Consider the following 16,895-nt stretch of genomic DNA (forward strand, 5'->3'; position numbering starts at 1 on the left):
AAATGTTCGTCGATTTCGACAAAAAATGTCGCAACAACGATGAATCCCCCCGACTGAAGCAGTCAGAAGTACATGCGATATGACCTCACACCAGCAGCCCAGGAAATCACCCGCCTACTCGACGGCATCGCCTCCGACGACCTCGAGCGCCCAACACCATGCACCGAATACACGGTTGCCACTCTGCTCAACCACGTGAAAGGCCTTGCGTATGCCTTTCACCTCGCTGCCCCCGTGACACCCAAGGACGCACACGCACACGAACTACTAAAAAATCCACCGAGCCCCACTGCAGACGAACTCGACGCGAACTGGCGAGAAACTATTCCTCAGCACCTTCGAACCCTCGCAGAAACATGGCGCAACCCTGATGCATGGGACGGAGAAGCAACGGTTGGTGGCGTCACAATGCCTGCGAACATTACGGGCCTAGTGGCGCTCGACGAACTCGTGCTGCATGGGTGGGACCTAGCCCGCGCGACGGGCCAAGAATTTCACTGCGACGACGCCAGCACCAGCGCATGCCTAACATTCACACTCATGTCCGCCGCCCCCGGCGAGGAAGCTGGCAGGAAAGGCCTCTTTGGGCCCGTCATAGATGTTCCCGCAGATGCCCCGCCACTAGACCGGGCTGTCGGGCTATCGGGTCGAGACCCACACTGGCAGCCCTAGATCACAGCAAATACCGATGATGGATACCCGCATCGATCACCAAAATTACGCCAGCCACAATGAACACTGCGCGCACAGCGACCGGGCCGTACCGCGTTACAAAACGAACCAACGCTAAATAGCGCCGTCTCGACGCCGTTGATGTACGGGTCCCCATCGTCAACACAACGATCGGCGGAATCAGCGCAAACAGGCAATATCCGATCACTATTAGTGGCCACCATGGCGGAAGCGGCTGGTGAGCGACAATCATCGCGAGCCCCGCCACGTAAGGAACAGCAGTGGGAGCCTGAGCTAAGCCGATCAAGACCCCAACGCCCAATAGGAGCAGCGGATTTCTCCTCAGGCGCACCGCCCACGGAGGAACCTCCCGCTGTGACGACGGAAGCAACGCGACAATGATCAGCGTGATACCGATAATGAGTTCAGCCCGATAACGCATCGTCGGAGTCACAGTTAAATCGAAATGATCAGCCAAAAAACTGACGCCGAGAACAGTGAGCACTCCAAACGCCGTCGTCATGGCGAAAACACCAAGCAAAAACGCCAACCCGCCTGGCAGCGGAGATTTCCGCGCCAACCGGGCATCATAAATGACCGCTGTCATAGCAGCGACCAACAGCACATCCAGGGAATCGAGTAGTGCAAAACCCAAGAGTGCGAGCAACAGCGTCGTCATCAGCTTCCTAGACTAGATGCTTACTCAAATGTCGGGGCGGCCATTCAGTCCGACTTCTTGGCCTCTATCTCGTGCCTGCGTACACCCGATTCCGACAAACACAACACTGTGGCCACCAACGCTCGTCCTGGAGGAAGTATTCGGGCAGTAACCGTCGTACCTTCAGTTGCTTTTTCTAGCTCGCGAAGCAAAAGGGCTGTCATTCGTTGTCGGGTCAGCTCACGGTGCGATTCAGGCAAAGCGTCTACGCCACCGTCGTCGAGCAGTACCACTGTGACACCGCGCAGTCGTGCCTCCCGCACCGCATCCACCAGTGGCCCTCTGACGAGACCGCGGGCGCGAATCCGATCCCGCAGCTGCGCTTCAACAAGCGAAATTTCAATGCGATCAGCATCGCTAAGCGAATCGCTGTCCACAATCCTTTCCAGCAAAGGCCTAGCCGTCGCATTCAGATACACAAGTTCACGGTCGCGTTCCGCTGTCCGGGCCGCAGCAAGTTCTCGATGTATTTCTACCGACGCGGTAGTGTCTCGCAGTTCGTTAATGATGGTGACCTGCCGCCGCATCGCGACACCGAGCACGGTGCACACCGCCAAAAAACTGAGGTTCCAGGAAAACTCTTGTCCAGAATCTGTCACCTGGGACTCCACAGGCCCGGTGAGCCACCACCAAGACAGAACCGTCCCGCTGAGCAGTAATTGCCCAGCCCACGCCATTAGGGCGCGCCCCCGAAGGACAAGAAAACAGAGAATGATCGTTCCAACGGGCCACGTCCACATGTCATAAAGTCCAAAACTGCTGGGACTTTCAAGCATGGCAATATTCGTGAAGGCACCGAGAGTGGGCAGGCCAGCGACAAGCAACGTCGTCCGCATCGGCAGCGGATCCGTGGTCGGGCGCAGCAGCATCACTGAGCACACCGTCAAGGCGACAATCGACAACACCCACCACGCAGGCGCACGCGATGCCGCCCCAGTCACAATCGCTCGCACCGACTCCGTAAGTGTCCACACCCCGGCAATCACCAAAGCACCATAGGTGTGCAGCCCCACCAAAGCGGGTGTATTTACAGGAGCGCCGACTTTTTCAGTCATGCCGGTGCCACCTCAGCGAAACCGTGGTCCCCGTTCCGGGTGCGCTGTCAATAGTGATGCGGGCACCCGGGATGTGCGCAACGCGCCCCAACATTCCCACCCGAATGCCGAGGCGCCTCGGCGGAATATCGTCCGGAACGAAACCCACACCGTTGTCAGAAAAAACGACATGCACGGAGTCTGGAAGAACTGTGATCCGCAGTTCGCGTCGCGCATTTCCACCAGCATGGCGCATGCTATTTCTGGCTGCCTCCGCAATAACCTCCTGCAACATCCTCGCCACTTCGATCGGGTAGGTCGACGCTTCCGCCTCAGCGTGAATCTCAGTCGAAATGTCATCGCTAATGTCCGTGACGACCTGACGTAGTCGAGCAGTGAGTTCCTGCGCATCAACATAACTGTCACTGTCGTCTTCGTGAGTTAGCCGGTCCAGCGTTGCCAAACTTTGCCGTGCTGACTCCTGCAATGCAGCTAGAGGTGCCCGACTGTTGACTGCAACGAACGTCGACACGGTTGTGTCATGAATCAACGCATCAACACGTTCGCGTTCCTGACCAATCGCTGCTGCCCGCGCCCGCTGCATCGTCGCGTTGCGAAGAGTGTCAATTTCCTGGTCGATGAGGTGCGCGTTTCGTTCGACACTGCGAACAACTCCCGCGAAAATCACGCCGATCATCGCGATCGATACGCCATCACGGATGGCCCAACTCCATGTCACATCAAACTGTGTCCATGCAATCGCGATCCCGTGCATTCCCGCATAGACCGTTGCGAGCACGACGATGAAACGCATAGGTAGAACAAAAGAGGCCGTGATGATCGTTCCCGAACCCACCAACAATGGCCACGGAGAGTCAATAGGTGCTAGCCCTCGGTATTCGAATGCCACCGGAATCGTTGCCACAACAGGGAGGTACGCAACAGGAAACCACCCGCACAGTGCGCGAACAGCGCGCGCAGATCCCCGAAGCGCCGCCACTATCATCGCGCAATACATCCCGGGAACGACTATCACCGCAGGTATAAGCCACCACAGAGGGTTCCGCAGCATTTGCTCCGACACCACCGCGTATTCGATGCCGATAAACGCAATGCCAGCCAACCCCAACGCCAACCCCAATACGCGTGTAGTGCGCGCAACGGCAGAGCCTTCCTCCCTTACGTCCTGCCGATGCCACATACACCAGACTCTAAGGGAAACCGCATAACCATGACGCCTACAGTGCGGGAGATACTATGCGTACTGGACAAAAGCCAAGCACACTAGAACCATGACCGATTCATCTACTGCACCAACACAAGTCCGGGTCGACGTGTGGTTGTGGTCGGTGCGACTCGTCAAGTCACGGTCACAGGCGAGCGCCGCATGCCGCGGCGGGCATGTACGCGTCAATGGAACGCCAGCAAAACCGGCACAACCCGTTGGTAGGGGCGACGAAGTACGCATTTGGCAACACGGTTTCCACCGCATCGTCGAAGTTGTCACACCGCTGGCCAAGCGAGTGAGCGCACCCATCGCGGCAACAGCACTCATCGACCACAGTCCCCCGCCACCGCCCAAAGAAATCATTGCGTCGATTCCACGGCGTGACCGCGGCGCGGGCCGACCCACCAAACGCGAACGCCGCCAACTCGACCGGCTCAAGCACCAGCAAGAAGGCCCCGACCTGTGATCTAGAAGCGCTCAGCTCGCGCTACCCGGTGCCGTCAACGTCAAGCTCGCCCATCTTGTCCCACCCAGCCTTGCCTTCAATAGATGTGCTGACAATGTCAGGTGTGCGGCTCACAAGAGGACGGAAGTCCACCATTGCCTTCTGGAAGTGATCAGATTTCACGTGGGCTTCGGCGGCACCATCCTCGAAAGCCTCCACCAAAACGAAGGTGTTGGGATCGTCAACACTGCGCGACCACTCAAACCAAAGGTTTCCTGGTTCGTTCCTCGTCGCTTGAGTGAATCCGTCAACTCTCGACAGCCACTCCTCGGCGTACTCGGGCTTAACCGCAAACTTGACGACAATAAAGATCATGAACCCAATATAGGCACACCTCAGCCGTCGGCGCTGTGTCCGTCCGTTGCCCTGTCGAGCGTGACCACCTAGCCGCGGGCCATGTCCACAAATCGTGAGAAGTGCAGTTGGTGAGCGACCGTGATCGTGGCCGTTGGTCCAGCACGGTGCTTACCGACGATGATGTCGGCTTCGCCACCGCGCGGGTCATCGGGTTCGAACGCGTCGGGGCGGTGCAGGAGGATCACCATGTCGGCATCCTGCTCCAGCGATCCCGACTCACGAAGATCGGACACCTGTGGTTTTTTATCGGTTCGTTGTTCCGGTCCACGGTTTAGCTGGCTGATGGCGATGACAGGAACTTCAAGTTCCTTTGCGAGCAGCTTGAGGCTTCGGGAGAACTCCGAAACTTCCTGCTGACGCGATTCAGTTTTTTTGCCGGAACTCATAAGCTGCAGGTAGTCAAGGACGACAAGTTTGAGATCGTGCTTTTGCTTGAGCCGCCGCGCTTTCGCACGGATTTCCATCATGGTCAAGTTTGGTGAGTCGTCAATGAACAGTGGTGCTTCACTGATTTCACTCATACGACGCGCGAGCCTGGTCCAGTCATCGTCCGTCATGCGGCCGGACCGCATGTCAGCAAGCTTGATCTTTGACTCCGCCGATAGCAACCGCATGACGATTTCCGTCTTACTCATTTCTAGGGAGAAAATTGCGCTTGTCATGCCGTGCTTAATCGAGCATGACCGCATGAAGTCCATTCCCAAGGTGGACTTACCCACACCCGGTCGAGCGGCGATGATGATCATCTGGCCTGGATGCAGGCCGTTGGTGAGCTCATCGAGGTCGGCAAAACCGGTAGGCACGCCAAGTGACATTCCGCCGCGCGATGCGATGGAGTCAATTTCGTCCATGGTGGGCTGTAGTAGTTCCTCGAGGGCTACGTAATCCTCGGTGGTGCGCCGTTCGGTGACTTCAAAGATCTCCGCCTGCGCTCGGTCGACAACCGTTGCAACGTCTTGCCCCTCTCCCCCTGCATAGCCGTATTGGACGATCCGGGTGCCAGCTTCGACTAGGCGACGAAGCACAGCCTTCTCTGCCACGATTTCTGCATAGAAGCCAGCGTTGGCTGCGGTGGGAACAGTCGAGATAAGTGTGTGCATGTACGGTGCACCACCGATCCGTCGTAGGTCGCCGCGACGCTCAAGTTCAGCGGCCACAGTGACAGGGTCGGCGGGTTCGCCTCGGGCGTACAGATCAAGGATGCAGTCGTACACATTTTGGTGGGCCGGGCGGTAGAAGTCGTTGGGACGAATTTTGTCGATCACATCAGCGATCGCGTCTTTGCTCAGCAGCATGCCGCCAAGCACAGCTTGTTCAGCGCCAAGGTCCTGGGGCGGTTGACGGAAGTGGTCACCTGTCGCGCTGGCTGCCGGTGTGAAGGCGCCGCGTTTGGCAGGGGTGTTGGTCGAGTTGTCGTCGTAGGGTTCGCTGGGGATTCCCTGTTCGTCGACCGCCACAGTGTTTGCTCCTTGGGTGGATGTGTGTGCGTGTGCGTTCTTGTTCTACCTTGTGACTCCGACTTGCGCGAGGTCGACGCGCGTCTCGTGTAGGTCACAGCGGGGTTACCTGTGCACAGTTCTGTGCACAAAGGTGTGGATAACAGCCCTTAGCTTGTGCACTACCTGTGGACAGACTGGGGACTATCCGTCACAGTTTTTCATAACATCCAGTTCAGAACACATTTTTGCCCTGTGGATTCTGTGGATAGAGCTGTGTACGGCGTGTCGCCAATTGTTCATTTTTGGCGTGTTGCAGTGAAAAATGCGCTAGCTATTCACACACAGACTGTGAGTTATCCACATCACGGTCGAAAAATGCTGGTCCAGCACTCTTTGGCCGTTCTTCTGATCTTCCTCCCGCACGAAGGTTCCACAGGTACTTCGACGGCACTGCGTTCAACCGAATGGCAACACGCTGATTGTGCGGAAACTGACAAACACCTCTAGCCCCAGGTAAGAACCTGGGGCTAGAGGTGCTAGGTCAATCAGGCAGGTACGATGTGCAAGTTCAGCCGTGCAGTCACATCTGCGTGCAACTGAACTGAAACAGCGTATTTGCCGGTCGCCTTGATATGCGCTGAAGGGAGCTCGACGTTGCGACGATCCACTGCTGGTCCACCAGCAGCCTTGATCGCTGAAACAACGTCAGCGGCTGTAACCGAGCCGAAGAGTTTTCCACCGGCACCGGTACGAACCGGCAACGTGACGTTGGAAATTTCTTCTAGCTTGGCTTTACCGTCCTGAGCACCAGCGAGGTCGCGAGCCGCACGTGTTTCTTGTGCTTTGCGCAGCTCTTCAACTTGCTTTTCTGCACCACGAGTAGCGCGAATAGCAAGTCCTCGCGGAAGCAGGTAATTACGGCCGTAGCCGTCCTTGACCTCGACGGAGTCGCCAGGAGCGCCAAGGTGCTCAACTTCAGCGGTGAGGATGAGCTTCATTCTGTTTTCCTCCCGTTCCTTAGCGTGCCGTTGAGGTGTACGGCAGCAGGGCCATTTCTCGTGAAACTTTGACAGCGGCAGCGACGTCCATCTGATGTTGGACGCAGATACCGGTTACACGCCTTGCCCGGAGTTTTCCGTGATCGCTCACGTATTTCCCAAGCAATGCAGTGTCTTTATAATCAATGTGCACATCTTCATTGACGCAAAATGTGCACGTCTTGCTTTGTGTCTGACGCATATTTGCGTGTGACATTTTTGCTCTCCGTGTGATTCCTAATGCTGCTCGCAACGCGCACCCCCGCGTTATCAGTCGCACTAGGTGTCATTCGTCAGGTGGAAGCTAAAACATCAATTCTCGACAATTCAGATCAGAACGGCGGTTCGTCGTCCTGGCCTGCGTAAGAACCTGCTGGTGGCGCACTTCCCCACGGATCGTTGCTTGCTGCGGCAGCACCGCCACCGCTGAAGCCTCCACCGCGGTTTCCGCCGCCTTGCCCACCATCGCTGCGAGCAGCGCGGGTGACCTTAGCGGTGGCGTACTTCAGCGAAGGACCAACCTCGTCCACTTCAAGTTCAATGACAGTGCGCTTCTCACCTTCGCGGGTTTCGAAGCTACGCTGACGAAGTCTTCCGCTCACAACGACGCGAGTTCCTTTGGTAAGGGACTCAGCAACATTCTCAGCTGCCTGTCGCCAAATATTGCAGCGGAGGAACAACGCCTCGCCGTCTTCCCACTGACTTGTCTGTGAGTTGAAACGACGCGGTGTTGAGGCAACGGTGAATGTGGCTACCGCTGCGCCAGCCGGCGTGAACCGTAGTTCTGGGTCTGCAGTTAGGTTTCCGATCACCGTGATCACGGTTTCGCCTGCCATGAATTCCTCCTGATGTGGGTAAGGCTGTCCAGTCGTTCTTGCTTTGCGGAGCTTCAACACACAAGGTGCCTACTGTGATTGTCCTGTGTTCACACAGGAATACACGACAGCCCCGACATTGCATGTCGAGATTTACTGAATCAGCTGTTGCGCCGCAGGAGCTTGGTGCGCAGTACGGACTCATTAAGTCCGAGCTGACGGTCAAGTTCCTTTACCACCGCTGGCTCAGCGGTGACATTAACGACTGCGTAAATGCCTTCGCCATGCTTGTTGATTTCGTAGGCGAGTCGGCGCTTACCCCAAACGTCGACGTTGTCGACATTGCCGCCGCCCTGACGGACCACGTTGAGGAAAGTATCTAGTGAAGGGGCAACTGTACGCTCGTCCAGACGTGGATCGAGGATCACCATCATTTCGTATTGACGCACGGGACCTCATCACCTCCTATGGGCTTCAACGGCCACGGACGGTCCGTGGCAGGAGGGTCGTTACGTCAGTAACTCTGGAAAAATACCAGTTCGTTCACCTAATAGCGAATTGGTGCGCACCTCGTGACCGTGAATCCGCGGTGGAGATTGCGTGGTGGCACAGCTAAGATTCGCAATCTGGGTGACAATAGCTAGCGATGTCTAATTCGACGCGGCGCCTTCTAACGCCCACTCTCGCCGCACTCGCCGCGTCAGTGGCGCTGTTACTCGCATATGCCAATAAAGCCCGCTGTACAGGACCAACATTTGACGCCTGGGGCCGTAGCGAAAATTTTCATGCTTTAAAGAACCAGATCGTGTGCTACTCCGACATTCAGCTACTGTGGCTCGGCCGCGACATCAACACAAAGGTGTTTCCCTACATCTACGGCACGATCACGCCGGACGGTCGCCTTGAAGGTGGCACCGTGGAATACCCCGTGTTGTCTGGGGTCCTGATGTGGCTTGCGGCGTTACCTTCAGAAAACGATGCGGATTTCCTTTTCTACTCCGCGCTCATTCTCGCTCCCTTTGGGGTTGCAACGGCCTGGCTGCTCGGCAGATTGTCAGGTAGTCGCGCATTGATTTTCGCTGCCACACCGCCACTGGTCCTTTATGGATTCCACAACTGGGACCTACCGGTAGTGTTCACGGCCGTAGCAGCAATTTACATAGTTGTGGCATGCAACTCTTGGAGCGTGCGGCGGCGCGGAATCCTCGCCACAGCCCTGCTCGCTGTCGGTTTCTGTCTGAAAATTTACCCAGGGTTTTTTATCCTTCCACTCGCACTCTGGGTGCTAACTGGTGGGGACCGGGCAAACGGGAGGTTCGACTTCCGTGGCTTTTTCGCTGTTGTCGGCACGGCTGTGGGGACTGTCGCTGCCATCAATGCTCCGTTTCTGCTGCTCGGCTTTGATGGTTGGCGGGCATCAATCGTGTTTCAAAGTCTGCGGCGTGCAGACATCACCACAAACTCCCTCTGGTACTGGGGTTTGCGCCCCTTCCTGGATACCGACGCGCGGTATGACGAAGTAGTGGACTTAGCATCACCAGCCCTGGTGTTGACCACCTTCGCTGCGGCTGTAGCAGTCGGGTGGTGGATCTATTTGAAATCTGGAATATATCCGTGGATTCCGGTGTCGGCCGCAATGCTGTGTGGTTTCCTACTTTTCCACAAGGTCCATTCACCACAATTTGTGCTATGGCTACTCCCATTCTTTGTCTTACTGCGCGTCCCTTGGCTCCTAATTTGGGGGTACCTCATCGCGGATCTCGCCATCGGAGTGGGTGTTTTTCGCTACTTCTACGACTTAGGCGCCGGGATCGACCCTGCTGGCGGATCGCTTCTCGTCACACATATCGGCGTTTGGGGCCGCGTTATTCTTCTCATTCTGCTAGTTTTCGTATTTCTGCGCCCGAACGGCACCAATCGCAGCAATACACGTCCGCCGGATACACCTTCTGCCGCTAGTATGAACCCGCACATACGAGCTCAAAATGGCTCTTGATACCCGGCTTTGGATATTGTGAATGTAGGCATCCAAGAGGGGTGGAGGGATGTCGGCGTCACAAACGGTAGGAGCGGCATGGTTCAGGAACGTCGACGAATCGGGTTAGTTGAAGATCATGAATCGGTTGTGATCGGCTTATCAACAATCCTTGCCGACTATCCGGATCTCGAACTTATCGCGACGGCACCGACAGTCGACGGGTTATTGGAACAAACTGATGCACTCGATCTAGTAGTGCTTGATTTGCGATTAGGTGACGGTTCCGCACCTAAAAGCAACGTAAGCCGATTACACGCCAACAACATGCAAGTGCTTGCATTCACCGGTGCAGAGAATCCGTACTTAGTTCGATCTGCGGCACGGGCCGGTGTTTTGGGCGTAGTTCGCAAATCCGAACCCGCCCACGCCGTCGTTGAGGCGATACGCTCGGCCGCTGCGGGGCAGCAAGTGGTGACCACTGACTGGGCTGCAGCAATCGACGGCGACCCACAACTATCTGACGTAGGCCTCAGCCCGCGCCAACAAGAGGTCTTAGCCTTGTACGCTTCAGGCGAGAAGGCCACACGTGTTGCACACCTCACGGGTCTAGCTGAGCAAACTGTGTATGACTACCTCGCGCGCATTCGCCAGAAATACTCTGAAGCGGGCCGTCCAGCGCCGACCAAGACAGACCTGTTCAAACGCGCAGTAGAGGATGGTTGGCTTCCTGTTCCTGAGCGCCCACTTTCATGAGCGCGACTGCGCCTGCTGAGGCACAACCAACCGCAACCGTGAGCAGTGATGTATTGCGGACATCTTCATTTGAGCGAGTCTTTCGTATTTTCGCCTTATTGGTTGGGTTCGCGGGAGTCTCACTTGGATTCTTGAACCAGGCTCGAATTATCAATGAATCGGCGTTCATGGCTGCCTGGTGGAGCGTGCCTGCTGTTATCAGTGTTTTCGCGACATCAGCAATCCTTCTGGTTGGTTCTCACCTATTGCCGATTTCAGTATTGCGAGTGCTGCTGAGGATTCATAGTGTCGGGTTTGTTGTCGCGCTAGTGACATGGCCTCTGGCGTTTCCGGGGGTGGCACTCGACACACACTTCGCATCTTGGCTGTGGTCAGTGAATGCGCTGGCAGCAATGGCAGCAGCAGTAGCATGGCCCGCGCGCGTGGCACTAACCTATCTCGCTGTCGTACCCATGAGCAGTGTCTTCCTGAACGCATATGCGGTGACGACACCGCACTGGGGAACGATTATCGAAGACATCGCAATGGCGACCACGGCGGCCACCGTGTACGTTTCGATGGCGCTGATCAGTTTGCAGACTGGCCGAAGCTTGGATAACACCCGCTGGCATGCGTATTCACGGGCAGCGAATACTGCGGCGGCAATCGCGCGTAATCAGGAACGCGAACGTATCGATGGACTCATCCATGATGGCGTAATTTCGACGCTTCTGAATGCGTCGCGGGGTGGCGATACCCACGTCTTAGCACGCCAGGCTAGAAAAACAATCGACCAGTTGCACCTGATGCGCATTGGCCTTGAAAGCTCTGAACCGTTTCCCGTCGATGACGCGATTGCCTTTCTCCGATCCACTGCAGTGGACATATCGGAGGACATCCCCGTTGTCGTATCTTGCGCGCCCAAACAACAGGGCTCTAATTCTCTGATCCCAGCGACGGTGGTGCGCGCACTGTCGGCTGGCCTAGCGGAAGCATTAAGAAACAGTTTCCGACATGCAGCACCGAATGGAGAGCGCGTTCAGCGGTCCGTGACGATCACTGTTGATTCCCGTGGGTGCACAATCGTGGTCTCTGACAACGGTGTCGGTTTTTCCCTTAAAAATGTGCCAGAAAATCGACTCGGGTTGGCGGTGAGCATTCGAGGGCGCATGTCTCGTCTCGCCGGAGGCTTTGCCAACATAGATTCCGCCCCAAATTCGGGAACTACCGTAAAGATTGGGTGGATCCGACCGCGATGAACCACACCGACGAACAGTATCGTGACATCCCCACCATCCTTGGTTTACGCAGTCCAGCGGCATGGATGGTGGTGGTTTTTGTCCTCGCTGGCTATCTCGTACTCGCCTTCCGCCACGTAGGCCATCTGCCTAATCCGTGGGCTATGGTCATTGCCTTCCTGGGTATCACCCTTGGTGGATTCTTGATCATTCGAATTGAAGAAGATCCGTTGCCGATGCGCGCAGCACTCGCATTGGCGGGCATTTCCCCCGCGATTTCCTTACTGTTTGCCACACAGCTAATCCCTGGTGAATTAGCGAGAAACTCGACGTGGTTCATTTCAGCTGCAACATTCCTCATTTGTTTCACTGCGATTCGCGGAAGAATTGTTGTGGCTTGGGCAAGCATGCTGGCCGTATCGCTAATAATAGCCGGATGGGGATTCCTGCACGGACTGTCACTTAGTTTCGGTTTTTGGAAAATGGTTTTTCCTGTAAACCTTTTAATTCTGGCGACAATCCTTTCTGTGACGATGAGACCAGTTGCACAAAAGATTTTCGCGCTTCAGGAAGAAACGCTCCACCGAAAGGCTCAGCAGGCCTCAGTCTTAGCGGTTCTTGAAGAACGTGATCAGCAACTGCGTAAGCTAGATGAACTCGTCAAGCCGATGCTCGAGCGGATTGCGCAGGACTCCCCCCTCTCGGACGATGAGCGGCGTGAATGCCTCCTGCTTGAAGGGCAGTTGCGGGATTCTTTGCGTGCGCGTTCGTTGGCGATACCTGTAGTCCAGGATGCAACTCGATTTGCCCGTGACCGGGGCATTGATGTCGTTTTGCTCGACGATGGCGGCTTGAGTGGTGTCGACTCTACAACGGCGAAGACAGTATTTTCCACCCTCGCAGATGCTCTCAGTTCTGCGCGGGGCGGGAGCGTAATCGCGAGGATTCTTCCACCTGGTCGCCCCCTCGTAGCAACAATTTTGGGTTCGGATACTGACACGATTAGTCGTACGAGTATCGATCAGAATGGCAGCGTAGTTACCGACATTGAGGCAACTGGCTGAGACTCGAACTGGTGCCCCTAGTTATAGGGGCACTAGAATTAGGGTATTTCACATCCCCCCGAAGTAAAGTAATGTTACTTAAACGGTAAATGCTTGGAGTTTAGTGACATTTCTACAAACAATTGCTACGCCAATGAAGTGAGCACGGGAGGGGAAAAGTGCACGCAGTTGATGGATTTTTGAAATCTGTTCCACAGAATTACTCGCGGAGTGACGCGCACCATCGAGATCACCAAGCCAGAAAGCTGACTGTTGTACCTCAACTCCGCCGACCCGTGTTGTCGCCGCGTGAGGTCGACGTCATTCGAGCATGGTTCCATAGCGACTCGAAGATTATGGTCGCCGAGCAATTGCACTTGTCGGTCGGGACCGTAAATACACACCTGTCCCGGGTGCGCTCGAAGTACGCCGCTGTGGGTCGTTCAGCAACAACCAAGGCCGCACTTGTAGCGCGGGCCCTCCAGGACGGAATTGTCGCGCTCGAGGACCTGTAACTCTGCTCGCGGCCACGTGGACCCCGATGTCACCAAGTAGGCAACGTCACCAAGTAGGCAACGTCACCAAGTAGGCAACGTCACCAAGTAGGCAGGGGCTCACTTTCTTGGGCATTGCACGGACACTCAACAAGACCGTCTTCAAGTGCACACCGAAGAAGCCCAATCTTCCCACCCGCACCTCGACCGGCTGCTGCGTACTTGGCACGCGCGCGATCAAGGTGTGTAGACACAGTTGTCGGCGCCACACCAAGTTCGGCGGAAACCTCGCGGACTGTTCGCCCAAGCGCATACGACGCAACAACAGCACGTTCGCGCGATGAGAGCAGGGGGTTCGCGGCGCGCTGCGGTTGCCGAAATCCCAAATCTTGACCCGAGCTATCGATTGCTTCCCGAATCGCTGCAAACAACTCTGCCCGCGCGCAGTCCAAGGACAACCAGTGAGCGGAAGGCGCTGTGGAGGCTATGTCACGGTTCCACGGGCCGAGTATCAGCAGCGGGGTTTGGTCTTCGGCGAGCCGACGAATCTTAGTCGTGTCAGTCGCTGGCTCGTTTAGCCGAACAATTAGTAGATCGCACCGGTGCACCCGCAACTCGTGCTGGTACCTCAGTGTCGTGAATCCGGCACGACGCAGCACCAGATCTAAGCCATCATCAAGGATGCCGCCACTCCCGGAAATTCCGATCACAGTGCACCCATCCCCCGATTGCATTTTCGATCCCCTTCGTGGCCCCGAAGCCCTTGTTCTACTTGCGCCCGATTGTTGTGCCAGATTTTTGCACCTAATTGGCGGACCCAGATACGCAGCGAACTGCGATTGAGTCAGATCTATCGCACCCAAATTTTTATGCATTTTCACGATCCCTACAATCCCTAAAATCCACTGTCAGCTATTTGGACGACACTCGTATTCTTTTCCATTACTTCCAGTGCGGCCGACTGTGACGACCGCCTCACAATCGGAGCGATGATTGTTGATGAATCATCAACTAACATCTTGTTCCGCATCCGTTCATTTCGGTCACGTAGAACCGAATGAAGTCGCACCAGCGACAATCCGGGCTTGATAAAGTGATGTAGGCCACATTTATGTGCGGAGGATGATGTGCTGCGAGTGCAAAATGCCAGCTCAGCTTCAAATTTGGTCCGGGCCGCCAAAAGCATTTTCACTGCTGGAGCCGCAACTCTCTTAGCCACATTTGCTATCGGCCCCGCCCACGCACTCCCCTCCGTTGACAAAATCCAAAATGACCGTGCCCAGGGAACCGAATATCAACAGCTCGCAGTGACATGTGGGGCAGATCCCACTGTGACCTACGACGCAGCACGGGAACCCGTTCTACTTATTCCAGACCCCAATTTTTCTGAAGATAAAGATGCACTCATCGATGTATTGGTTAAAGCAGGCCACACGACATGCGTGGTCCACATTCCAAAAGATCAAAAAGTAAATAAAAGCTCGATCAACAAAGATATTTTCGAGATCATGCAAGCAATGGTTTCGGTGCACGGCGACAAGATAAGCGTCGTCACCATCAACGCCGGCGCACATTTTGGTCTAGCTGCACTAAACCAATCACGCTCAGCTGCACACGTAATCAAAGACTTCGTCGCAATCGCCCCAGACGAAGACCACCAGCTACACCACGTCGTCGAACAAACATTGCCTGCTGGTCTGGCTTACACAATGATCGTCAGCATGAGCGACCCTCAGTGGCTGAACTACTCACTTGTGTCGTCACTGACGGTCGGCGGCGCACCTCTCGACATCACCCGAGTTCAAGATGTGTGCGGAGCCTACCTCCCTGAAGTTCGCGCACTCGTCAACTCTGCATTCACAAGATCAGGGCCACTCGGCGTAGCGCCTGCACCCTTAGACGTGACGTCCATAAGCCCGCTGATGACGCTAGCCGCAGACCCAGTAGCTCAGGCCCTCACCCTTGATGCGTTAGCCCATGATGGCGGCGCACGGCCAAGTAGGGTCAACCAGCGGATCTGTCACACCGAACCGCTCAACTAGGTAGCTCCGCGGGCTTACGTTGCCACGCCTGAAATCCGCGGGGCAACAACCATCGAGGGAACCACTCGGGAGGACGATCTGCGGCGCGATCGAACGGGCCACCACAGGGATCGTCGACGCCGCGCTGACGTACGAGGTCCTCACCTGGCATATAAATCTGGCGGATAATCATTACGCAAATGGCGACGACCAAAACATCACGGACGAAAACCGTGGCGGTGAACCACTGCTCCGGGAGTCCCCCATTTTCCACACCAAGGTAGTAGAGCATCCTTGGCACCCAGACAAAGGCGTCGACAGTCATCCAGATCAGCAGCACGCGAAGGTGTGGGTAGGCCAGGACTGCTAGCGGAACCAGCCACAGCGAATACTGTGGGCTCCAAACCTTATTTGTCAGCAGGAACCCCGCAACGATGATGAACATCAATTGAGCTACGCGGGGGCGACGCGGGGCCGTTAAGGCGATAAATGCCACTCCGGCGCACACGGCCAGAAACAGACCGAGCGACACAAGGTTCAGGATTTGTGGTGTCTCGCCGTATTGAAGCGGACCATCAAAACCCGGCCAACCTGTGAATGACCGAATCACGTTGTAAATTGAGTCCGGATCCATTCCACGCGTGCTGTTCAAACGCAGGAATTCGTACCATCCGTCCCAGTACAAAGCCATGATCGGGACATTCACCGCGAGCCACACCGCGGCTGTAGTGGCAGCAACCTGACACCAGGCGCGCATGTTCGCCGTTCGTAGACACAGCACCAAAAGCGCGCCAAGCAGGAAAACTGGGTACAACTTGGCCGCCGCACCTAACCCAATGAATGCCCCTGCAAGCATTGGCCGTCGGCGCGCCCACGCTAGCAAGCCAACGGCGGCGAGTGCCGTGGCAATGGCATCGAAGTTCGTAAACAGGTGAACGATCACCAGCGGGGATATCGCAACGATGGCCCCATCCCAGACCCGCCTGCCAGCAAGTGTTGCAGTCGCCCACACGGTGATGATCCACATCAATGCCAAGCCAAGGGCCACAACATTGAAGTACACAACAACAGCGAGTGCTGATGGCACCCATCCTGTTTTGCCGACAGTAGACCAGGCGTTCGCAAGAACAGCGGAAACATACTGGTATAGCCCAGTAACGACGGGGTATTCCATGTATCGCGTCTGGACGGAACCATCGGGTCGGTCCTGCTGCCACGACGTCTTGTAGGGGAATGCGAGTTCGTTGAGCCTGTGCACCCCATACAGCGGGACAGTGTCGGAGTAGCACATAGCGACGTACTGGCGACCATCCCGCCAATCGAGAGCCATTTGCCCATCGGGGCCCCCGGGGTACTGCTGAATGCACGCAGCTTTGCTGAACCATCCCAGCGCGATTACCAGGATGGTCATCAGCACGATGACGCGCAAAGGGGTGAAAAACCGCGCCCGTCCGATAAGTGCGTGCCGCCCGACCGGTCCGCCAATAACTGAACTAGCTCGCGCTACTACCGGGTTTGTTCTAGATGGCAGATCACGATTCTCATCAGTTAGGCCGTCAGGGGCTCTGTGCGACACGCTTTACC

Annotated in this window: 19 protein-coding genes; 8 read left to right on the top strand and 11 right to left on the bottom strand. The window is 56.0% G+C overall.

Annotated features, from left to right (window positions below):
• Positions 1–72 precede the first annotated feature (72 nt).
• Positions 73–672 (top strand): TIGR03086 family metal-binding protein, encoded by a 600-nt coding sequence (locus IEW73_RS07385; RefSeq protein ID WP_188672194.1) that lies wholly within the window; start codon positions 73–75, stop codon positions 670–672.
• A 1-nt stretch (position 673) separates the two neighbouring features.
• On the opposite strand, the gene IEW73_RS07390 is transcribed toward IEW73_RS07385, so the two are convergent.
• The 3 genes from IEW73_RS07390 to IEW73_RS07400 are packed head-to-tail and all read right to left on the bottom strand — an operon-like array spanning position 674 to position 3,625.
• The gene (locus IEW73_RS07390) at positions 674–1,351 is read right to left on the bottom strand and encodes a GAP family protein (protein ID WP_188672198.1); all 678 of its coding nucleotides are present in this window, start codon (positions 1,349–1,351) and stop codon (positions 674–676) included.
• A gap of 44 nt (positions 1,352–1,395) precedes the next feature.
• Entirely contained in the window at positions 1,396–2,445 is a 1,050-nt protein-coding gene (locus IEW73_RS07395) for a DUF8320 family protein (RefSeq protein WP_188672202.1), read from the bottom strand.
• Complete coding sequence (locus tag IEW73_RS07400) at positions 2,438–3,625, bottom strand: sensor histidine kinase (RefSeq protein ID WP_188672205.1); 1,188 nt, start codon at positions 3,623–3,625, stop codon at positions 2,438–2,440. Before IEW73_RS07400 ends, IEW73_RS07395 begins: the two co-directional genes overlap by 8 nt.
• 91 nt (positions 3,626–3,716) lie before the next feature.
• Here IEW73_RS07400 and IEW73_RS07405 point away from each other — a divergent pair, with 91 nt between their 5' ends.
• A complete protein-coding gene (locus IEW73_RS07405) occupies positions 3,717–4,118 on the top strand; it encodes an RNA-binding S4 domain-containing protein (RefSeq protein WP_188672209.1) in 402 nt (133 codons plus the stop codon).
• A 21-nt stretch (positions 4,119–4,139) separates the two neighbouring features.
• On the opposite strand, the gene IEW73_RS07410 is transcribed toward IEW73_RS07405, so the two are convergent.
• The 6 genes from IEW73_RS07410 to rpsF all read right to left on the bottom strand — a co-directional run bounded on the left by IEW73_RS07410 (position 4,140) and on the right by rpsF (position 8,254).
• Positions 4,140–4,472 carry a putative quinol monooxygenase gene (locus IEW73_RS07410; RefSeq protein ID WP_188672212.1) on the bottom strand — a complete coding sequence of 111 codons (333 nt, stop codon included), beginning with the start codon at positions 4,470–4,472 and terminating at the stop codon, positions 4,140–4,142.
• A gap of 68 nt (positions 4,473–4,540) precedes the next feature.
• On the bottom strand, positions 4,541–5,950 hold the full coding sequence (gene dnaB / locus IEW73_RS07415) for a replicative DNA helicase (RefSeq protein ID WP_188673124.1): 1,410 nt from the start codon (positions 5,948–5,950) through the stop codon (positions 4,541–4,543).
• Between the two features lie 548 nt (positions 5,951–6,498).
• Entirely contained in the window at positions 6,499–6,951 is a 453-nt protein-coding gene (gene rplI / locus IEW73_RS07420) for a 50S ribosomal protein L9 (RefSeq protein WP_188672215.1), read from the bottom strand.
• Positions 6,952–6,970: 19 nt separating this feature from the next.
• Positions 6,971–7,207 (bottom strand): 30S ribosomal protein S18, encoded by a 237-nt coding sequence (gene rpsR / locus IEW73_RS07425; protein WP_188672219.1) that lies wholly within the window; start codon positions 7,205–7,207, stop codon positions 6,971–6,973.
• A gap of 115 nt (positions 7,208–7,322) precedes the next feature.
• On the bottom strand, positions 7,323–7,826 hold the full coding sequence (locus tag IEW73_RS07430; protein WP_188672221.1) for a single-stranded DNA-binding protein: 504 nt from the start codon (positions 7,824–7,826) through the stop codon (positions 7,323–7,325).
• Positions 7,827–7,966: 140 nt separating this feature from the next.
• A complete protein-coding gene (gene rpsF, locus IEW73_RS07435) occupies positions 7,967–8,254 on the bottom strand; it encodes a 30S ribosomal protein S6 (protein ID WP_188672223.1) in 288 nt (95 codons plus the stop codon).
• Positions 8,255–8,451: 197 nt separating this feature from the next.
• Between rpsF and IEW73_RS07440 the strand changes: the two genes are divergently transcribed.
• The 5 genes from IEW73_RS07440 to IEW73_RS07460 all read left to right on the top strand — a co-directional run bounded on the left by IEW73_RS07440 (position 8,452) and on the right by IEW73_RS07460 (position 13,311).
• Entirely contained in the window at positions 8,452–9,801 is a 1,350-nt protein-coding gene (locus IEW73_RS07440; protein ID WP_188672225.1) for a glycosyltransferase family 87 protein, read from the top strand.
• 78 nt (positions 9,802–9,879) lie between these two features.
• Complete coding sequence (locus IEW73_RS07445; RefSeq protein WP_188672228.1) at positions 9,880–10,536, top strand: response regulator transcription factor; 657 nt, start codon at positions 9,880–9,882, stop codon at positions 10,534–10,536.
• Positions 10,533–11,774 carry a sensor histidine kinase gene (locus tag IEW73_RS07450; protein ID WP_188672232.1) on the top strand — a complete coding sequence of 414 codons (1,242 nt, stop codon included), beginning with the start codon at positions 10,533–10,535 and terminating at the stop codon, positions 11,772–11,774. The genes IEW73_RS07445 and IEW73_RS07450 overlap by 4 nt, the downstream gene beginning before the upstream one ends.
• Positions 11,771–12,817 (top strand): DUF8320 family protein, encoded by a 1,047-nt coding sequence (locus tag IEW73_RS07455; RefSeq protein ID WP_188672235.1) that lies wholly within the window; start codon positions 11,771–11,773, stop codon positions 12,815–12,817. The genes IEW73_RS07450 and IEW73_RS07455 overlap by 4 nt, the downstream gene beginning before the upstream one ends.
• A 158-nt stretch (positions 12,818–12,975) precedes the next feature.
• On the top strand, positions 12,976–13,311 hold the full coding sequence (locus IEW73_RS07460; protein ID WP_188672238.1) for a LuxR C-terminal-related transcriptional regulator: 336 nt from the start codon (positions 12,976–12,978) through the stop codon (positions 13,309–13,311).
• An 80-nt stretch (positions 13,312–13,391) separates the two neighbouring features.
• On the opposite strand, the gene IEW73_RS07465 is transcribed toward IEW73_RS07460, so the two are convergent.
• Positions 13,392–14,024 (bottom strand): helix-turn-helix transcriptional regulator, encoded by a 633-nt coding sequence (locus IEW73_RS07465; RefSeq protein ID WP_188672241.1) that lies wholly within the window; start codon positions 14,022–14,024, stop codon positions 13,392–13,394.
• Positions 14,025–14,426: 402 nt separating this feature from the next.
• Between IEW73_RS07465 and IEW73_RS07470 the strand changes: the two genes are divergently transcribed.
• Entirely contained in the window at positions 14,427–15,332 is a 906-nt protein-coding gene (locus IEW73_RS07470) for a hypothetical protein (RefSeq protein WP_188672244.1), read from the top strand.
• On the opposite strand, the gene IEW73_RS07475 is transcribed toward IEW73_RS07470, so the two are convergent.
• On the bottom strand, positions 15,325–16,887 hold the full coding sequence (locus IEW73_RS07475) for a glycosyltransferase family 87 protein (RefSeq protein WP_188672247.1): 1,563 nt from the start codon (positions 16,885–16,887) through the stop codon (positions 15,325–15,327). The genes IEW73_RS07470 and IEW73_RS07475 overlap by 8 nt on opposite strands.
• Between the last annotated feature and the right edge of the window lie 8 nt (positions 16,888–16,895).

The organism is Hoyosella rhizosphaerae (genome assembly GCF_014643175.1).
Lineage (GTDB): Bacteria > Actinomycetota > Actinomycetes > Mycobacteriales > Mycobacteriaceae > Lolliginicoccus > Lolliginicoccus rhizosphaerae.